Genomic DNA, 17,031 nt, shown 5'->3' with positions numbered 1-17,031 from the left:
AGGGCAAGGCGAGGCGGCCATGGGACCAAAGCATATTCTAACGGCGACTCTGCTGATGCTGGCGGGATGCGCCGGACTTCCCGCTGAAGAGCCTCGACCGCGCGTCGCCCTGGACACGACGGCCGGGCGAATCGTTCTGGCCCTTGACGCCGAAGCGGCGCCGATCAGCACCTGCAACTTCATCAGCTACGTCGTCTTCGGCGACTATGACAACGGGTCCTTCTTCCGCACCGTGGTGCGCGAGACCAATACGGCCAACCCGAACCCGATCGACGTCATCCAGGCGGCGACGCCGCGGGGCAGCGACGACGACGCCCGTCCGCCCATTCCGCTGGAGCGGACTCGGGACACAGGACTGCGTCATCTCGCGGGGACCGTGTCCATGGCGCGTGACGGTCCGGACAGCGCGACGTCCAGCTTCTTCATTGTGACCCAGGACACGCCCAGCCTGGATTTCGGCGGCGCCCGCAATCCGGACGGCCAGGGATTCGCCGCCTTCGGCCGGGTGATCGAGGGATTGGATGTGGCGCGCCGCATCCAGAAGATGCCTGCGAACGCGCAAGAGCAGCTCACGCCGCCGGTCGTCATCCGTTCCGCCCGTTTGCTGGACGCCGCGCCGTCCGTCTGCACCCGATGACCGTCGGCTGGATCGGAACCGGCAAGGTGCGGGCCCGTGAGGACGGCGAGGCGGTCGAGATCGTCATCGACGGCCTGACCACCCAAGCCAAATACTACAAGCCGCTGGTCTATGAGTTCATGCGCAAGGAGTGGGCGTCGCGGCCGTCCTGGGGCGATCATGTGGTCGAGATCCGCATGGAACATGTCGGCGAACCGCCGTGGATGGACCTCGACAACCTGGCCAAGGCCCTGCTCGATTCGATCAAGGGCTATCTGTTCCACGACGACAGCCAGGTGGCCCGTCTTCTGGTGGAGCGGCGGGAAGGCGAGCGCGAGCGGATTACGATCCGGTCCTATCCTCGTAGGGCCTGAACCGCAGCGTCGGCAAAAGCAGTTGCATGTTCGCGCCGATCGCCGTTTGAGGCTCGGAGGCCGGAGAGAGCCCCTCCGCCTGTTCGCGCGCGTCGACGCAAGACGTGGCGGCGCGGGACAGGGCGATGAAATCCGGCGCAGTCTTCAGCCCGTCCAGCACGCATTCATCAAAATAGGGATACAGGGCGTCGGCGGCGCAGCCGAATGAGGAGCGATCGCGCCGGGCGGCGGTCATGACCATGCGGTTCGGTCCCTTCAGGCCGTCGACGAAGACGCCCGAGAAACAGGCGGACAGCACCACGACCGTCGGACGATCGCCGCAGGTTTGACGCAAGACAGGGATCAGATCCTCTGGAGCCAGCGTCGCCTCCGGTCCGAAAACCAGGCCTTCGGGAGAGCCGTGGGAGGTGACGTAGAAGAGGCAGCCGCGCGTCGCCCGTTCAGCCGCCTCGGCAAACCGACGCAGGCTGTCCTCGGCCTCCACCGGCGCGGCGACGTCCGGACGCAGGCTCACGCTGACCATGGAGGCCGGATCGAAGCCGGCTCGCTGAAAGGCCTTGGACAGGTCGCGTTGGGCGTTGTCGAAGGCGGTGATCGCTCGGCCGTCGCTGTCGCGCCAGTCGGCGGCTATGACGGCGGAGGCCCAGCCGTCGAACCGGTTCTGCGCCTGGGCCGAACAACCCAGGACGACCAGGCTGAACATTACGACCGCCGCCGTGGTCCACCGACCCATCGCACGTCCTCATCCACATCCCTTACACGGGAGCTTAGCGCCAGGACGGGGTGAGGGAAGGCGCTATTTCTTGCGGAACTGGTCCAGGGAAACGACCTTCGGACCGTCGGACGTCGGCACCGGATCTTCCGGCGGCGTGGCGTCTTCCACATTCTCGACGATCTCGGGTTCTTCGAACTGCAGCAGGAACTGGACGCTGGGATCGTAGAAGCGGGTCACCGCCGTATAGGGCATGGCGAGGGTGCGAGGCACGCCGCCGAAGCGGAGCTTCACGGAAAAGCGGTCGGCCTCGACCTGAAGATCCTCATACTGATGTTGCAACACCACCGTCATTTCATCGGGATATTTGGTCAGCATGTCCGCAGGAATGCTGACGCCGGCGGCCCGGGTCTTGAAGGTGATGTAGAAGTGATGCGCGCCGGGCAGACCTTCGGCGGCCACATGATCGAGCGCAGACCGGATCACGCCGCGCAAAGCCTCGTGCGCCAGCCGCTCGTACTGCATCTCATCGACCGGAGGGGTCTGGTCGGTCATCGTCACCTCGCAATTAAGCGCGACTGATAGCGGCGCAGGCGCGTGGGCGAAAGATGTGAATGAGGTAAAGACGCAGGATGTGCGGGATAAGCGCCGGGATTCTGTTGCCAGGCTCCCGACAGGCCCCGCCCAGGGATCTGAACCCCTAGGACTTAAGGTTCGAAATCACCCGAACCGCATTACGCGGCGAGAGCGACTTCTCCAGCGAAGTTATCGTTCGCAGTTAGAAAATGGCCCGATACGGTGGGCCAGGACGAGCGAAAGCAATCCTCTTTACACGTCCGTCGATGCTAGTCGGCCCCATACTGCCTCCGCCGATAACGCGGGGAGAAATGGTGGAGCCGCCGGGAATCGCACCCGGGTCCGGTCCGCTTATTACAGGCACCTTTATCGCCATAGTCCGGCCGAAGCCGAACGACGCGAATATAGGCGTGGCCTGGGCGGTTTCCAAGCCCCGTCGTCAGGCGCCGGGGAGCCGAAGCCAGTCCGGCGTCTGGTTTCGGAACCAGGTCAGCTGCCGCTTTGCGTAGTTCCGTGTGGCCTGCTTCAGCGCAGCGACGGCCGGCTCGCGCTCAAGGTCGCCGGAGGTATAGGCGGCGAGCTCGCGCACGCCCACTGCCTTGAGGGCCGGCAGGGCGGGTGAAAGATTGCGCGCGATGAGGCGTCGAACTTCGGTCAGGGCCCCCGTTTCCACCATCGTATCCACGCGCCGGTCGCAGTTGGCGTAGAGGACCGCGCGATCCGGTTCGAGCACGAGGCCCGTCCATGAACCGGGCTCCAGAAGCGGGCGGGTCCGCGCCTTCCAGTCTGTCAGCGAGCGACCGCTGGCGGAATGGACGCTCATGGCCCGCACCAGGCGCTGGCGGTCGCCGACTTCTATGGATTGGGCGGCCTGGGGGTCGACGTCGGCGAGGCGGGCGCGAAACGCAGCCTCGCCTTGCGCCAGATAGTCCGCCTCGATCTGGTCGCGGACGGCGGGGGGAACCGGAGGAATGTCGGCCAGCCCACGTGTCAGGGCTGCGAAATAAAGGCCCGTGCCGCCGACGAGGACGGCGGGGCGATTCTCCGTCCGCAGTTCGTCCAGAATGGTCAGGGCGGCCCGGCTCCATTGTCCGACCGACCAGGCCTCCGCCGCGTCGGCGACGCCATAGAGTCGGTGGTCGGCCAGAGCTTCGTCCTCCGGCGAGGGGCGGGCGGTCAGGATGCGCAGGTCGGCGTAGAGTTGCTGGCTGTCCGCGTTGATGATGACCGCCCCGGTCTCGCGCGCCATCTTCAACGCCAAGGCGGATTTTCCCGAGGCGGTGGGGCCGGCGATCAGGGTGACTAACGGCGGCTTGGACAAATCGAGGCTCGCGGGCGGCATCCAGGGGCGATAGAACGCGCCCCTTATCGCCTGCAAGTCTTGTGGAGACCGTCTTGGTCGAACGTTCCGCCGTCATCGCCGCGCTCGACGCCGTCACGGACCCGGTTTCGGGCCAGGGCCTCCATGCTTCGGGTCTGGTTCAGGGGCTGGTCGTCGCCGAGGACCGGGCGGGCTTCGCCCTGGAGGTGGACCGTAGTCTGGTCGCGACCTACGCCCCCGTCAGGGACGCGGCCGAGGCGGCGCTGAAGGCCATCCCCGGCATGAGCCGGGTCTCGGTGATCCTGACGGCGGAGGCCAAGCCTGGGCTCGGCAAGCCCGCGCGCACCGCCGGCCTTTCGAAAGCCGCCGTGGATCAGGGACGTCCCAAGGCGCCGGTCCCCACGGACCGCCCGGCCCATGTCCGGCGCGTCCTGGCCGTCGCCAGCGGCAAGGGCGGGGTGGGCAAGTCGACCGTGGCCGTCAATCTGGCCGCGGCCCTGGCTGCACGGGGGCTGTCTGTCGGGATTCTGGACGCCGACGTCTACGGTCCCTCGCTGCCCACCATGCTGGGGATCAGCGGCCAGCCCGCCTATGAGGACGGGGCTATCGTGCCGCACCAGGCGCATGGACTGAAAGCGATGTCCGTGGGCCTGCTGACCAAGATGGACGACGCCATGATCTGGCGCGGGCCGATGGCGTCCCAGGCCATCACCCAGATGCTGACCCAGACCCGATGGGGCGCGGCCGAAGCGCCGCTGGACGTGTTGGTGGTCGATCTGCCGCCCGGCACAGGCGACGTGCAACTGACCCTGATCCAGAGGACCCCGCTGGACGGCGCCGTCATCGTCTCCACGCCGCAGGAGGTGGCTCTGGCCGACGCCCGGCGGGCGCACACGCTGTTCCAGAAGGTGAATGTGCCGACCCTGGGCCTGATTGAAAACATGAGCGGCGCCGTGTTCGGACAGGGCGGCGCCAAGACCGAGGCGGAGCGCCTGTCTGTTCCCTTCCTGGGCGATCTGCCGCTGGAGGCCGCTCTGCGAGAGGGCGGAGATGCGGGGAGGCCTGTGGTTGCGTCGGATCCCAAAGGCGCGATCGCGATGCGGTTCGCTGTGATCGCCGAGCAGGTGGCGGCTTCTTTGGGACTGTAGAAACTTCAGGGCGTGGGGTTTTCAAACGCAACTCTATTCGCCACCTTCACCCTTGCCATTTCGCGAGGAGATCCGATGAGCGTCGATGCCCTGTTTCGCCCCTTTACGATCAAGGGGCTGACCCTGCCCAACCGCATCGTCATGGCGCCGATGACGCGGTCCTTTTCCCCGAACGGCATCCCGACGTCCGATGTGGCCGGCTATTACCGCCGCCGCGCCGAGGGCGGGGTGGGGCTGATCGTGACCGAGGGCACGGTGGTGGAACGGCCCGCTGCGCGCAATGACGTCAATGTGCCCGTTTTCCACGGCGAGGCCCTGCCGCACTGGAAGACGGTGGTGGACGAGGTCCACGCCGCCGGAGGCCTGATCGCGCCGCAGATATGGCACGTGGGATCGGCGCGGGGCCAGGGCGCTGATTGGACGCCCCTGGGCAAGGTGGACAGTCCGTCAGGCCTGACTTCGCCGGGCAAGGCCAAGTATGAGCCGATGACCGAAGAGGACGTCGCCGACACCATCGCGGCCTTCGGTCGCTCTGCGCGCGCGGCGCGTGAGCTGGGCTTTGACGCCGTCGAGATCCACGGCGCCCACGGCTATCTGATCGACCAGTTCTTCTGGGGCGGGGTCAATCTGCGCGGGGACCGCTGGGGTGGCCCGACCATCGCCGAACGGGCGCGCTTCGGCGCCGAGGTGGTCAAGGCGGTGCGCGAGGGCGTCGGCGACGACATCCCCGTCATTCTGCGCCTGTCGCAATGGAAGCAGCAGGACTTCGCCGCCCGGATCGCCGAGACGCCGGACCAGATCGTGGAATGGCTGACGCCCTTGTCGGACGCCGGGGTCGACGTCTTCCACTGCTCGCAGCGCCGATTCTGGGAGCCGGAGTTCGAAGGGTCTGACCTGAACTTCGCCGGCTGGACCAAGAAGCTGATGAACAAGCCGACCATCACCGTCGGCTCGGTCGGGCTGGACGGCGAATTCATCGCGGCCTTCGGGGGCGAAGGCTCCAAGCCCGCCTCGCTGGACGGCCTGACGCGCCGGCTGGAGAAGGAGGAGTTCGATCTGGTGGCGGTCGGCCGCGCGCTGCTGGCCGATCCGCACTGGGTGGAGAAGATTCGGGACGGGCGCACCGAGGAACTGCGCAATTTCGAGCGCTCGGACCTGATGACTCTGTCCTGACCCGAGGCGTCGGGCCGGCCGGCCTTCCGAGAGGTCAGGCCGGCTCGACGATCACGGCTGTGCCGTAGCACAGCACCTCGGTCACGCCCGGCATGATCTCGGTGGCGTCATAGCGGACGGCCAGAATGGCGTTGGCGCCGTGGGCCTGGGCGTGTTTGACCAGTTCGTCATAGGCTTCCTGACGCCCCGCCTCGGCCAGTTTCACATAGGCGCCGACCCGGCCGCCCAGCATGGACTGGACGCCGCCGATGGCGTCGGAGATGGCGTTGCGGGATCGCACCGTCACGCCGCGCACCAGGCCGATGTGGCGGGTGACGCGAAAGCCGGGCAGGTCATTGGTGGTGGCGACGTACATGAGGGGCTCCTAACGACGGTCCAGAACGCGGAAGGTGAAGGCGTGATCGTCCTTCTCGCCCGCCGCATGGGTTTCGGACGATACTTCAACCCAGGCTGTTTCGTCGAACGACGGAAAGACCGCATCTCCCTCGGGGGCCGCGTCGACCTCGGTGATATAGAGGCGGCGGGCGCGGGGCAGGGCGGCGGCGAACAGGGCCGTGCCGCCGATGATGCAGATCTCGTCCACGCCGTCCTCCTCGGCGGTCTCGCGCGCGATCTCGATCGCCTCGTCCAGATTGGAGCAGACCACGGCGCCCTTGGCCATGCCGTCGGCCTCATAGGACTCGTCCTTGGTCAGGACCAGGTTCAGCCGGCCGGGCAGGGGCTTCAGCGGCAGGCTCTCCCAGGTCTTGCGCCCCATCAGACAGGGCTTTCCGATAGTGATCGCCTTGAATCTCTGCAGGTCCGAACGCAGCCGCCAGGGCAGGTCGCCGTCCCGGCCGATGACGCCGTTCCGGCCGCGGGCCACGACCAGGGCGATCCGAGCGGGCCCGGTCATGCCGCAGGCTCCAGCCACTTCAGCCATTTGCGTCGCATCGCGGTTTCAAGGTCGATCCCGGCGCCCGCGCAATAGATCAACAGCATGCCCAGAACATCGGCCGCCTCGTCGCCCAGGGCCTCGGCGTCGCCCGCGCCGCGCGCCCGACCGGACAGCCGCAGATGTTCAGCCGTCAGCTCTCCCAGCTCTTCCTGGAGCTTCAGCAAGGCCCAGTCCCGGTCGCGATCAATGCCGTGATTGGCGGCGTAGAGGTCGGAGATGCGCAGGACGTCGGCCTGCAGACTCTTGAAATCCATCAGACGGCCACTTCGGCCTTTATGTGCGGCCAGGCTTCATAGCCCTCCAGCGTGAAGTCCGACAGTTCGAAGGCGAACAGATCGTCCTTCGGCGCGATCTTCATCACGGGCAGGGGCAAGGGTTCGCGTGTGAGCTGGAGCTCGGCCTGTTCCAAATGGTTCAGATACAGGTGGGCGTCGCCGAAGGTGTGGACGAACTCGCCCGGCTCCAGCCCGACCACCTGGGCCAGCATCATCGTCAGCAGGGCGTAGGAGGCGATGTTGAACGGCACGCCCAGGAAGACGTCGGCGCTGCGCTGATACAGCTGGCAGCTCAGTTTCCCATCCGCCACGAAGAACTGAAACAGGCAATGGCAGGGCGGCAGGGCCATGTCGTCGACGTCGGCCGGGTTCCAGGCCGTGACGATGTGGCGGCGGCTGTTGGGATTGGTCTTCAGGCCGTGGACCAGTTTCTCGATCTGGTCGATGACGCGGCCGTCCGGCGCCGTCCAGGACCGCCACTGCTTGCCGTAGACCGGACCCAGTTCGCCCTCGGCGTCGGCCCATTCGTCCCAGATGCGGACGCCGTTCTCCTTCAGATAGGCGATATTGGTCTCGCCGCGCAGGAACCACAGCAGTTCGACGATGATTGAACGCAGGTGCAGCTTCTTGGTGGTGAGGACCGGGAAGCCCTTGGACAGGTCGAACCGCATCTGGCGGCCGAAGACGCCCAGGGTTCCGGTGCCGGTGCGGTCGTCGCGGCGAACGCCGTTGTCCAATATGTCGCGCAGCAGGTCCAGATACTGCCGCTCCGGATGGTCGGCGGGGGCCGTCCGGCCCTGAAGTTCTGAAGAGGCGACCTGAGCGTTCATTAGGCGAGATTGCCTCAGCCGGGGTGATTCGCCACGCGGTTCCGAACCGGCGTCCACAGGAAAGACGGCCCGGCCCCCTCCGTCGCGGCGCGAAGAGGCGCCGCGCCACCCCCAGAGGGGGAGGATTTCGGTCATCGCATTCCTCCCCCTCTGGGGGAGGGGGACCGCGCGAAACTTGGTGGAGGGGGAACCGCCCGGCCGCCGTTGCCCGTAACCGCGCGGGCGGGTAGAGCGTTCGGCTTCTCCCGCCCAACCGAAGTTTCAGACCATGCACGACATCAGAGCCATTCGCGAAAACCCCCAGGTTTATGTCGCGGGCTGGTCGTCGCGCGGGGTGGATCAGGCCGACGGGCTGGTGGCGGACATCCTGCGGCTGGACGCCGAACTGCGCCACGCCCAGACCACGGGCCAGGACGCCCTGGCCAAGCGCAACGCCGCCTCCAAGCTGATCGGCGCCGCCATGGGCAAGAAGGACATGGCCGAGGCCGACCGGCTGAAGGCCGAGGTCGAGGCGCTGAAGGGCGATATCGCGGCGGCGGCCGAGATCGAGGCGCGCGTTGGCAAGGACCTGCGCGACCTGCTGGCGGGGTTGAAGAACCTGGCGGCCGAGGATGTGCCGGACGGCGAGGACGAGGCGGGCAATGTCGAGGTCTCGCGCTGGGGCACGCCCCGCGAAGGCGGCCCGGCCAAGGATCACGCCGACCTGGGCGAGGCCCTGGGGATGCTGGACTTCGAGGCGGCCGCGAAGATGTCGGGCGCTCGGTTTGCGGTGCTGAAGGGGCAGTTGGCGCGGCTGGAACGGGCCGTGGGCCAGTTCATGCTGGACCTGCAGACGGACCAGCACGGCTATCTGGAAGTGAACCCGCCGCTGCTGGTGCGGGACGAGGCGATGTTCGGTACGGGACAATGGCCGAAGTTCCGGCCAGATCTATTCCAAACGGGGCTGTCCTTCCGGGACCAGTACGAAATGATCAAGTCACGCGGCATTGATGCTGGCGACGTTTATGATCAACTCGTTGCTGACTATGAGCGCAACAACGGGCCCATCGAAATTGATGAGAACGGCTACTCTGAAGTTTATTCGGCGTTGGGAGAGCGAGCTTGGATCGAAGCTGAAGAGGCATTCTTCAAGCTTCAAGCCAGTGAGGCACAAAGCCGCCGTTGGCTCATCCCCACCGCCGAAGTCTCCCTGACCAATCTCGTGCGCGAGACCATCCTGTCCGAGGACGACCTCGCCACGCCGATGCGGATGACGGCGCTGACGCCCTGCTTCCGCGCTGAAGCCGGGTCGGCGGGGCGGGATACGCGCGGGCTGATCCGCCAGCACCAGTTCTCCAAGGTCGAGATGGTGTCGATCGCGCGGCCGGAAGACTCCGACGCCGAGCACGAGCGGATGACGGCCTGCGCCGAGGCGGTGCTGAAGGCGCTGGAGCTGCCGTTCCGGCGGATGCTGCTGTGCAAGGGCGACATGGGCTTCTCGGCGCAGAAGACCTTCGACCTGGAGGTCTGGCTGCCCAGCCAGAACACCTATCGCGAGATCAGCTCCTGCTCGAACTGCGGCGATTTCCAGGCGCGGCGCATGGACGCCCGGTTCAAGCGCGCCGGCGAGAAGAAGACCGAGTTCGTCCATACGCTGAACGGCTCGGGCCTGGCGGTCGGCCGGACCCTGGTGGCGATCATGGAGAACTATCAGCAGGACGACGGGCGGATCGCAGTGCCGACGGTGTTGCAGCCCTATATGGGAGGTCTGACCCATGTGGGCTGAACCTTCTCTTTCGTCATCCTCCGGCAAGCCGCGCAGCGGCGCAGACCGGGGGACCCAGCGGCGCGCGAGAGCGCGAACCTGTCGCGCACGCCAGCCGTTGGTCTTGTTGAACCATTTCGCCTTCGGCGCCGCTGGGTCCCCCGGTCTCGCTGCGCTCGCCGGAGGATGACGAAAGAAAATATGAGAATCCTCCTGACAAACGACGACGGGATCGAGGCGGAAGGTCTTGAATCCCTTGAGCGGATCGCGCGGACCCTGAGCGACGACATCTGGGTGTGCGCCCCCGCCGTCGAACAGTCGGCCAAGGGGCGGGGGATCACCCTGACCGAGCCGCTGCGGGTGCATAAGCATGGCGAGCGGCGGTTCTCGGTGACGGGGACGCCGACCGACTGCGTCATCCTGGCGGTCAACGATCTGATGCCGGAGAAGCCGGACCTGGTGCTGTCCGGGGTGAACCGGGGGCACAATATCGGCGAGGACGTCAGCTATTCCGGCACGGTGGCGGGAGCCCTGCAAGGCATGGCCTTCGGCATCCGCTCCATCGCCCTGAGCCAGAGCCTGGAACGGTTCCACGACGAGGTGGTGGCTCACTGGGAGACGGCCGAGGCCTTCGCGCCGGCGATCATCAGCCGTCTGCTGGACCAGAAATGGGCCAATGGCGTGGTGATGAACGTCAACTTCCCCAACCTGCCGCCCGAACGGGTCGAGCAGATCGAGGTGACGACGCAAGGCTTCCGCGACGTGGGCGAGATGCACGCGGTGCGACGCACCGACCTGCGCGGGCGCGACTACTACTGGATGAGCTTCCGCGGCGAGAAGCAGGAGCATGCCGAGGGCACCGACCTGAGGGCCATCGAGGCGGGACGGATCTCGGTCACGCCGCTGCACATCGACCTGACCCATATGGCCAGCGTCCATGACCTGAAGAAGGTGCTGGGCGGGGCGCCGCCAAAGGCGGTGAAGGCGGCATGAACCTGCACGACGACCGCGCCGGACGTCTGATCCTGTCGCTGCGCCAGCAGGGGGTGACGGACCCCCGGGTGCTGGGCGCGATGGAGAGCATCGACCGCGCGGTCTTCGTGCACGAGAAATTCCTGGATCAGGCCTGGGAAGACCAGGCCCTGCCCATCGACTGCGCCCAGACCATCAGCCAGCCCTATATCGTCGGCCTGATGACCCAGGCTCTGGACGTCCAGCCCCGTCACCGGGTGCTGGAGATCGGCACCGGCAGCGGCTACCAGTGCGCAGTGCTGAGCCGGCTGGCCCGCTATGTCTATTCGGTGGAGCGGTATCGCAGTCTGCTGGTCGAGGCCGAGGCGCGTCTGCGCGCCCTGGAGATCGAGAACGTCATCACCCGCCACGGAGACGGCGGCCTGGGCTGGATCGAACAGGCGCCCTTCGACCGGATCATGGTGACGGCCGCATCGCCGGGCGAGCCGACCGAACTGCTGAAACAGCTGAAGCCCAATGGGGTTCTGGTGGCGCCGGTGGGCCGCACCTCGGTGCAGATCCTGCATCGCTATGTGGGGCAGGGCGACGGCTCGTTCCGGCGCGAAAGCCTGACGGAGGTGCGGTTCGTGCCCCTGGTCGAGGGGACGGCGAAGGAGGGGTGAGGCCTTCCCCCCGCAAGCGGGCGTTCTGGACATCCGTTAACCTTCTCGCCCCACTTTGGCGATGATTGCGGGCTTGGCTTGCGCGGCGCGAGCGGGCAAACCGGGCGGGCGGATTTAACCACGTAAGGAGCGGCCGGTGGCAGTGATGTCGGGCGGAATGAGAACGGTTGTGATCGTGGCGGCGTCGCTGAGCGCAGCGGCCTGTATGACCTATCCGTCCGAGCCGCAGTATTCGACGCGCCCTGTTCCTGCCGGAGGCGCCCAGCCGCAGGCTCAGCAGGGCCCCTATGGTCAGCCGGCCCAGCCGCAGACCCCCGCCCAACCGTATCAGCAGCCGCCGGCGACGGCGCCGGTCGGCTCGATCGACGGCGGGGCCCTGCCGCCGCCGGTTTCGGTCACGCCGGCCCAGCCGACCTATCCGGCGACGCCCGCCCCATCTTCGCCGCCCGCCGTGGTGACGCCGGGCGCGGCCTATGTGATCCAGCCGGGCGACACCATCTCGGGCGTCGGCCGGCGGTTCCAGACGCCGGTTCAAACCCTGATCGACCTGAACGGGCTGGGGCCGCGCGGCGCGATCACCAGCGGTCAAAGAATCATTCTGCCCGATTCCGCCGTGGACACGGGACGCGATCCCTACGCCACGGGGCCGTCGCCGGCCGGTGTGCTGGTGCCGAACTCGGGGGTGGTTCCGCCGCCCCCGCCGCCGCCCTCGGGCAATCCGGCCCTGCCGGCCCAGACGCGGCCGGTCCAGACGCGGCCGGTCGAGAGCGCGCCCGGTCCGGCGACGACGCCCGTCGCAGGCGGAACCATCGCCCTGCAATGGCCGGTGCGGGGCGACATCCTGAGACGGTTCGGTCCGGTCGGCATGGGCGAGCGCAACAATGGGATCAATATCGGCGCCTCGGCCGGCGCCTCGGTCGTGGCGGCGGCCGGTGGGCGCGTGGCCTATGTGGGCGACGATCTGGTGGGCCAGGGCCTGACGGTGCTGATCGTGCACAACGGCGGCTGGCGCACGGTTTACGGCCATCTGGGCTCGGCCACGGTCAAGGACGGCGACGACGTGCGCGCGGGTCAGCAGATCGGCACCGTGGGTTTGACCGCCGGGGACGGCCGCCCGTCGATCCATTTCGAGACCCGCCAGATGCGCGGCGACGACCCCGTGGCGGTCGATCCCCTGAGCGTATTGCCGCGCTGATCGTTCGTTACGTTGCAATCCGCGAAGCGCGGCCCTAGGTTCCGCGCCTCGTTTTAATGGGGGCGCCGACGAGGGCCGCCCCGCCTTGTGTTCGGAGAGACCCCATGGGCGCCCCAGCTGACGGCGGCATGATGGCCGTGATCATGCAGTTCCTGCCGATCGTCGCCATCTTCATCCTGTTCTACTTCCTGCTGATCCGTCCGCAGCAGAAGCGCGCCAAGGAACATGCGGCCGCCATCGCCGCCGTGAAGCGCGGCGACACGGTGGTCCTGTCCAGCGGCGCCATCGGCAAGGTGACCCGCGTCGAAGAGGCCGAGGTCAATGTCGAGATCGCGCCCAGCGTCAATATCCGCGTCGTCAAGGCGATGATCGCCGAGGTGCGCAACCGCACCGCCGTCGCCGCCAACGACTCCAAGGCCTGAGACCCGAAGCGTATCGCTGAACCTGGACTGTCCTCATGATTCAGCTGTCGCGCTGGAAAATCATTCTCGTCGTCGCCTCGGCGATCATCGGCTGCCTGCTGGCCTATCCCAACCTGCTGAGCCCGGCTCAGCGGGAGGCGCTGCCCGGCTGGCTGCCGAAGAACGCCCTGAACCTGGGGCTGGACCTGCAGGGCGGCTCCTATCTGCTGCTCGAGGTGGACGTGCCGGCGATGCGCGAGAAGCGCGTCACCAATCTGATCGAGGACGTGCGGGTGACCCTGAACGGCGAGGGCATCGCCACCAACGGCCTCCAGCGCGAGGCGGGCGGCGTCGTGGTCGCTTTGGCGGACCCGGCGAAACAGACCGCCGCCTTTGAAGCCCTGCGCCGCCTCGCCGGCGCGCCGGGACCGTCCGGCCAGGTCGAACGGACGGCCAGCCGCGTCGGTTCGGACCGGGTCCGATTCGCCTATACGGACGCGGCCCTGGCCGGCATGGGATCGACGGCGGTCGATCAGTCCATCGAAGTCGTCCGTCGCCGCATCGACAGCCTGGGTACGCGCGAACCCTCGATCACCCGCCAGGGCGCCGACCGGATCGTGGTCCAGGCGCCGGGCGAGAGCGATCCGCGCAAGCTGGAGGAGGTCATCGGCCAGACGGCGCAACTGACCTTCCAGATGGTGGACACTGAGAATTCGGTGACGGAGGCCCAGGCGGGTCGCGTGCCGCCGGACGCTGAACTGCTGACCGATGAACAGGGCACGCCCTATCTGGTCAAGAAGCGGGTTCTGGTCTCGGGTGAAAACCTGACACGGGCCTCGGTCGACGCCGATCAGAGCGGCCGCCCCGCCATCGGCTTCCGCTTCGACGGCGCCGGCGCCCGCCGCTTCGGCGAGGCGACCTCGGCCAATATCGGCAAACCCTTCGCCATCATCCTGGACGGCAAGGTCATATCCGCGCCGCGCATCAACAGCGCCATCACCAACGGATCGGGCATCATCGAAGGCCAGTTCACGATCCAGGAAGCCGCGACGATGGTGAACCTGCTGAACGGGGGCGCCCTGCCGGCGCCGCTGAACGTCGAGGAACGCCGGACCGTGACCGCCGAACTGGGCGCCGACGCCGTGGCCGCAGGCGCCCTATCGACCGCCGTCGGCTTCGCCATCATCGTGGTCTTCATGATCCTGGCCTACGGCCTCCTGTTCGGGGGCGTTTCGGTGGTCGGCCTGATCCTGAACGGCGTGCTGATCGTGGCGGCCATGTCGCTGACCCAGGCGACCCTGACCCTGCCGGGCATCGCGGGTCTGATCCTGACCTTCGCCGTGGCGGTGGACGCCAATGTGCTGATCTATGAGCGGATGCGCGACGAGGCCCGGGCGGGCCGCAGCGTGATCGCCAGCATGGACGCCGGATTCTCCAAGGCCTGGGGCACGATCCTGGACGCAAACGTCACCACCCTGGTGGCGGCGGCGATCATGTTCGTCTTCGGCGCCGGTCCGGTACGCGGCTTCGCCTGGACGCTGAGCATCGGCGTCTTCACCTCGGTGTTCTCGTCGGTTCTGGTGGCCCAGGTGCTGCTGGCCTACTGGCTCAAGACCGCCAAGCCCAAAAAACTGCCGATCGCGGAGTAATGGCGATGCGTGGATGGCCCCTCATCAAACTGCTGCCGCAGAAGACGAACTTCCATTTCGTCAAATACTCCCGGTACGCCGCCGTCCTGTCGGTGGTGCTGTGCATCGCCTCGATCGTGGGCTGTTTCGTGCCCGGCCTGAACATGGGCATCGACTTCCGGGGCGGCGCCTCGATGGAGGTGTCCAAGCCCGCCGGCCAGACCATCGAGCTGGACCGGGTGCGCGAGGCGGTGAACGGTCTGAACCTGGGCGACGTCCAGGTGCAGGGCATCGCCCGGCGCGACACCAATGTCGATGACGGCTCGACCGCCATCCTGCGCTTCCAGGTGCCGGAAGGCCGCGATCAGACCCAGGTGGTGAACCAGGTCGAGCGCGCCATCAGCGGCACGGTCGGCGAGGTGCAGTATTCGGGCGTCAGCGTGGTCGGGTCCAAGGTGTCCGGCGAACTGTTCACCTCGGGCCTGTTGGCCCTGGCCGTCGCTATCGGCCTGATGTTCCTCTACATCTGGTTCCGGTTCGAGCCGCAATTCGGCTTCGGCGCCGTGATCGGCCTGCTGCACGACGTGGTGCTGACCTTCGGCCTGATCGTGGTCTTCCGCCTGGAGTTCAGCCTGAACATGGTCGCCGCCATCCTGACCGTCATCGGCTATTCGATGAACGACACCGTGGTGGTGTTCGACCGGCTTCGCGAGAACCTGCGCAAGTACAAGACCATGCCTTTGGGCGAGGTGATCGACCTGTCGCTGAACGAGACCCTGTCGCGGACCATCATCACCGGCGTGACCGCCGTCATGGTGCTGGCGGCCCTGGCCCTGTTCGGCGGCGAAGCCCTGTTCGGCTTCTCGATCGCCCTGATGTTCGGCATCATCGTGGGCACCTATTCGTCCATCTATGTCGGCGCGCCGATCATCCTGCTCTGGGGCGTCAAGCGCGGCGCCCTGAACGAGGAGGCCAAGCCGGTTAAGCTGGGCATGGCCAGCCGGCCCTGATCAAGACGACCTAGGTCTGCGGGGAGCCTTGAATAGGCGACGAGGGTGTTTAGGGTGAGCGACCTGTGATCGTTCTCAAGAACGGCGCGCCCTGGGGAGGGATCATCGCATGACCAATGCGGAGCTGAGTGTCGCCTTTTTCCTGCAGATGGCGGTGATCATCGCCGCCTGCCGGGTGGTGGGATGGGCGGCCAAGCGCTGGTTGGGTCAGCCGCAGGTCGTCGGCGAAATGATCGCAGGCGTGATCCTGGGGCCGTCCCTTTTCGGACTTCTGGCTCCCGACTTGCAGGCCGCCCTGTTTCCGAAGGAGTCGCGGTCCATCCTGTTCGTCGGCGCCCAGCTGGGCGTCGGTCTCTACATGTTCCTGGTCGGGCTGGGGTTTCGCCGGGATCATTTCCGCGCCCATGCGACCAGCGCGGCGGCCGTGTCTCTGGCCGGTATGGCGGCGCCGTTTCTGGTCGCGGTCGCCATCGCGCCCTGGCTACTGAGTCTTGGCCTGTTCGGCGAGGGAATCGTGACCTGGCAGGCCATGCTGTTTATGGGCGCGGCCATTTCGATTACCGCCTTTCCCATGTTGGCCCGCATCATTCACGAACGCGGCCTGAGCGGATCGAGGCTGGGATCGCTGTCTCTGGCCGCCGGCGCCATCGATGACGCCGGGGCGTGGTGCGTATTGGCGATCGTCCTGGCCAGCTTCGGCGCCGGCCCGATGGTGGCGGTGGTGGCGATCGCCGGAGGCGGCGCCTTCGCCCTTTTCATGATGACCTTGGGGCCCCGGCTTCTGGCGCCCCTAGGCCGGATCGCAGAGCGGGAGGGGCGCGTCGGACCGAGCGTATTGGGCGTCGTCCTGATCCTGTTCATGCTCAGCGCCTGGGCGATGGACGCCGTCGGCATCCATGCGGTGTTCGGCGGTTTCATCCTGGGGGTCGCCATGCCGCGCGGCCTTTTGACGGCGGAGATCAAACGTCAGCTGGAGCCTTTCGCCGTTCTGGTTCTGCTGCCGATGTTCTTCACTTTTTCGGGGCTCAATACGCAGCTGACGATGGTGGACAATATCGGTTTGGCCGCCGTCACCCTGGTGATCCTGGCCGGCTCCGTCCTGGCCAAGGGGGGCGCCTGCTGGGCGGCCGCCCGGCTGACGGGCCAGGACAACGCCACGGCCATGGGGATCGGCGCCCTGATGAACGCGCGCGGGCTGATGGAGCTGATCATCATCAATATCGGACTTCAGCGCGGCGTCATCGGCCCAGCCCTGTTCTCCATCCTGGTCCTGATGGCCATCATCACGACCCTTATGGCGTCGCCGCTGTTCGAATGGGTCTATGGCCGCAGGGCGCGAGAGCAAGGGGAGCTGGGCGATCCGAACGAACCGGACGGCGACGGAGCCCGACTGTCGCCTCGCGTCACGGCCTGAACTGGGGCCGTTGATCCGGACGGACACAGAGGCGTCCGTCCGG

Annotated in this window: 19 protein-coding genes and 1 other RNA gene; 12 read left to right on the top strand and 8 right to left on the bottom strand. The window is 67.0% G+C overall.

What is annotated here, in order from left to right; translation table 11 throughout:
- Positions 1 to 19: 19 nt before the first annotated feature.
- Both BSP_RS10715 and BSP_RS10710 read left to right on the top strand, forming a co-directional pair.
- Positions 20 to 637 carry a peptidylprolyl isomerase gene (locus tag BSP_RS10715; RefSeq protein WP_082382700.1) on the top strand — a complete coding sequence of 206 codons (618 nt, stop codon included), beginning with the start codon at positions 20 to 22 and terminating at the stop codon, positions 635 to 637.
- Positions 634 to 990, top strand: coding sequence for a RusA family crossover junction endodeoxyribonuclease (locus tag BSP_RS10710; RefSeq protein ID WP_054765871.1), 357 nt, complete (start codon positions 634 to 636; stop codon positions 988 to 990). Before BSP_RS10715 ends, BSP_RS10710 begins: the two co-directional genes overlap by 4 nt.
- Here BSP_RS10710 and BSP_RS10705 read toward each other — a convergent pair.
- From BSP_RS10705 to miaA, 4 genes are all read right to left on the bottom strand, one after another.
- Positions 959 to 1,723: a C13 family peptidase gene (locus BSP_RS10705; protein ID WP_152950332.1), complete on the bottom strand. Its 765-nt coding sequence runs from the start codon at positions 1,721 to 1,723 to the stop codon at positions 959 to 961. The genes BSP_RS10710 and BSP_RS10705 overlap by 32 nt on opposite strands.
- 63 nt (positions 1,724 to 1,786) lie before the next feature.
- A complete protein-coding gene (locus BSP_RS10700) occupies positions 1,787 to 2,257 on the bottom strand; it encodes an SspB family protein (RefSeq protein WP_152950331.1) in 471 nt (156 codons plus the stop codon).
- Positions 2,258 to 2,346: 89 nt separating this feature from the next.
- Positions 2,347 to 2,712: a transfer-messenger RNA gene (gene ssrA, locus BSP_RS10695) on the bottom strand.
- Between the two features lie 5 nt (positions 2,713 to 2,717).
- Positions 2,718 to 3,599, bottom strand: a complete 882-nt coding sequence (gene miaA / locus BSP_RS10690) for a tRNA (adenosine(37)-N6)-dimethylallyltransferase MiaA (protein ID WP_370513358.1) — start codon at positions 3,597 to 3,599, stop codon at positions 2,718 to 2,720.
- A 74-nt stretch (positions 3,600 to 3,673) separates the two neighbouring features.
- Between miaA and BSP_RS10685 the strand changes: the two genes are divergently transcribed.
- Positions 3,674 to 4,747: an Mrp/NBP35 family ATP-binding protein gene (locus BSP_RS10685; RefSeq protein ID WP_152950329.1), complete on the top strand. Its 1,074-nt coding sequence runs from the start codon at positions 3,674 to 3,676 to the stop codon at positions 4,745 to 4,747.
- Positions 4,748 to 4,822: 75 nt separating this feature from the next.
- Positions 4,823 to 5,920: an NADH:flavin oxidoreductase gene (locus BSP_RS10680; protein WP_152950328.1), complete on the top strand. Its 1,098-nt coding sequence runs from the start codon at positions 4,823 to 4,825 to the stop codon at positions 5,918 to 5,920.
- A gap of 34 nt (positions 5,921 to 5,954) precedes the next feature.
- On the opposite strand, the gene BSP_RS10675 is transcribed toward BSP_RS10680, so the two are convergent.
- Genes BSP_RS10675 through BSP_RS10660 form a run of 4 tightly spaced genes read right to left on the bottom strand, consistent with a single transcriptional unit; the run spans position 5,955 to position 7,962 of the window.
- Positions 5,955 to 6,275: a YbjQ family protein gene (locus BSP_RS10675; protein WP_054765867.1), complete on the bottom strand. Its 321-nt coding sequence runs from the start codon at positions 6,273 to 6,275 to the stop codon at positions 5,955 to 5,957.
- Positions 6,276 to 6,284: 9 nt separating this feature from the next.
- Positions 6,285 to 6,815 (bottom strand): dihydrofolate reductase, encoded by a 531-nt coding sequence (locus BSP_RS10670; protein ID WP_054765866.1) that lies wholly within the window; start codon positions 6,813 to 6,815, stop codon positions 6,285 to 6,287.
- Positions 6,812 to 7,111 (bottom strand): hypothetical protein, encoded by a 300-nt coding sequence (locus BSP_RS10665; RefSeq protein WP_054765865.1) that lies wholly within the window; start codon positions 7,109 to 7,111, stop codon positions 6,812 to 6,814. Before BSP_RS10665 ends, BSP_RS10670 begins: the two co-directional genes overlap by 4 nt.
- Positions 7,111 to 7,962, bottom strand: coding sequence for a thymidylate synthase (locus BSP_RS10660; protein WP_152950327.1), 852 nt, complete (start codon positions 7,960 to 7,962; stop codon positions 7,111 to 7,113). Before BSP_RS10660 ends, BSP_RS10665 begins: the two co-directional genes overlap by 1 nt.
- Positions 7,963 to 8,230: 268 nt before the next feature.
- On the opposite strand from BSP_RS10660, the gene serS reads away from it, so the two are divergent.
- The 8 genes from serS (at position 8,231) to BSP_RS10620 (ending at position 16,988) form a co-directional block, all read left to right on the top strand.
- Entirely contained in the window at positions 8,231 to 9,727 is a 1,497-nt protein-coding gene (gene serS / locus BSP_RS10655) for a serine--tRNA ligase (RefSeq protein WP_152950326.1), read from the top strand.
- 180 nt (positions 9,728 to 9,907) lie between these two features.
- Positions 9,908 to 10,699: a 5'/3'-nucleotidase SurE gene (gene surE / locus BSP_RS10650; RefSeq protein WP_152950325.1), complete on the top strand. Its 792-nt coding sequence runs from the start codon at positions 9,908 to 9,910 to the stop codon at positions 10,697 to 10,699.
- Entirely contained in the window at positions 10,696 to 11,340 is a 645-nt protein-coding gene (locus tag BSP_RS10645; RefSeq protein WP_054765861.1) for a protein-L-isoaspartate(D-aspartate) O-methyltransferase, read from the top strand. Before surE ends, BSP_RS10645 begins: the two co-directional genes overlap by 4 nt.
- A gap of 157 nt (positions 11,341 to 11,497) precedes the next feature.
- Positions 11,498 to 12,535: a M23 family metallopeptidase gene (locus tag BSP_RS10640; protein ID WP_227975927.1), complete on the top strand. Its 1,038-nt coding sequence runs from the start codon at positions 11,498 to 11,500 to the stop codon at positions 12,533 to 12,535.
- Between the two features lie 104 nt (positions 12,536 to 12,639).
- The gene (yajC, locus tag BSP_RS10635) at positions 12,640 to 12,957 is read left to right on the top strand and encodes a preprotein translocase subunit YajC (RefSeq protein ID WP_054765860.1); all 318 of its coding nucleotides are present in this window, start codon (positions 12,640 to 12,642) and stop codon (positions 12,955 to 12,957) included.
- A gap of 35 nt (positions 12,958 to 12,992) precedes the next feature.
- Positions 12,993 to 14,585 carry a protein translocase subunit SecD gene (gene secD / locus BSP_RS10630; protein WP_054765859.1) on the top strand — a complete coding sequence of 531 codons (1,593 nt, stop codon included), beginning with the start codon at positions 12,993 to 12,995 and terminating at the stop codon, positions 14,583 to 14,585.
- On the top strand, positions 14,585 to 15,574 hold the full coding sequence (secF, locus tag BSP_RS10625) for a protein translocase subunit SecF (RefSeq protein WP_054765858.1): 990 nt from the start codon (positions 14,585 to 14,587) through the stop codon (positions 15,572 to 15,574). Before secD ends, secF begins: the two co-directional genes overlap by 1 nt.
- A 109-nt stretch (positions 15,575 to 15,683) precedes the next feature.
- On the top strand, positions 15,684 to 16,988 hold the full coding sequence (locus BSP_RS10620; RefSeq protein WP_152950324.1) for a cation:proton antiporter: 1,305 nt from the start codon (positions 15,684 to 15,686) through the stop codon (positions 16,986 to 16,988).
- Positions 16,989 to 17,031 lie beyond the last annotated feature (43 nt).

The sequence above is a fragment of the Brevundimonas sp. Bb-A genome, from assembly GCF_009394735.1.
Taxonomy (GTDB): Bacteria; Pseudomonadota; Alphaproteobacteria; order Caulobacterales; family Caulobacteraceae; genus Brevundimonas; species Brevundimonas aurantiaca.
The sequence above is the reverse complement of the archived record's forward strand: the minus strand, read 5'-3'. Positions and strand labels throughout refer to the sequence as shown.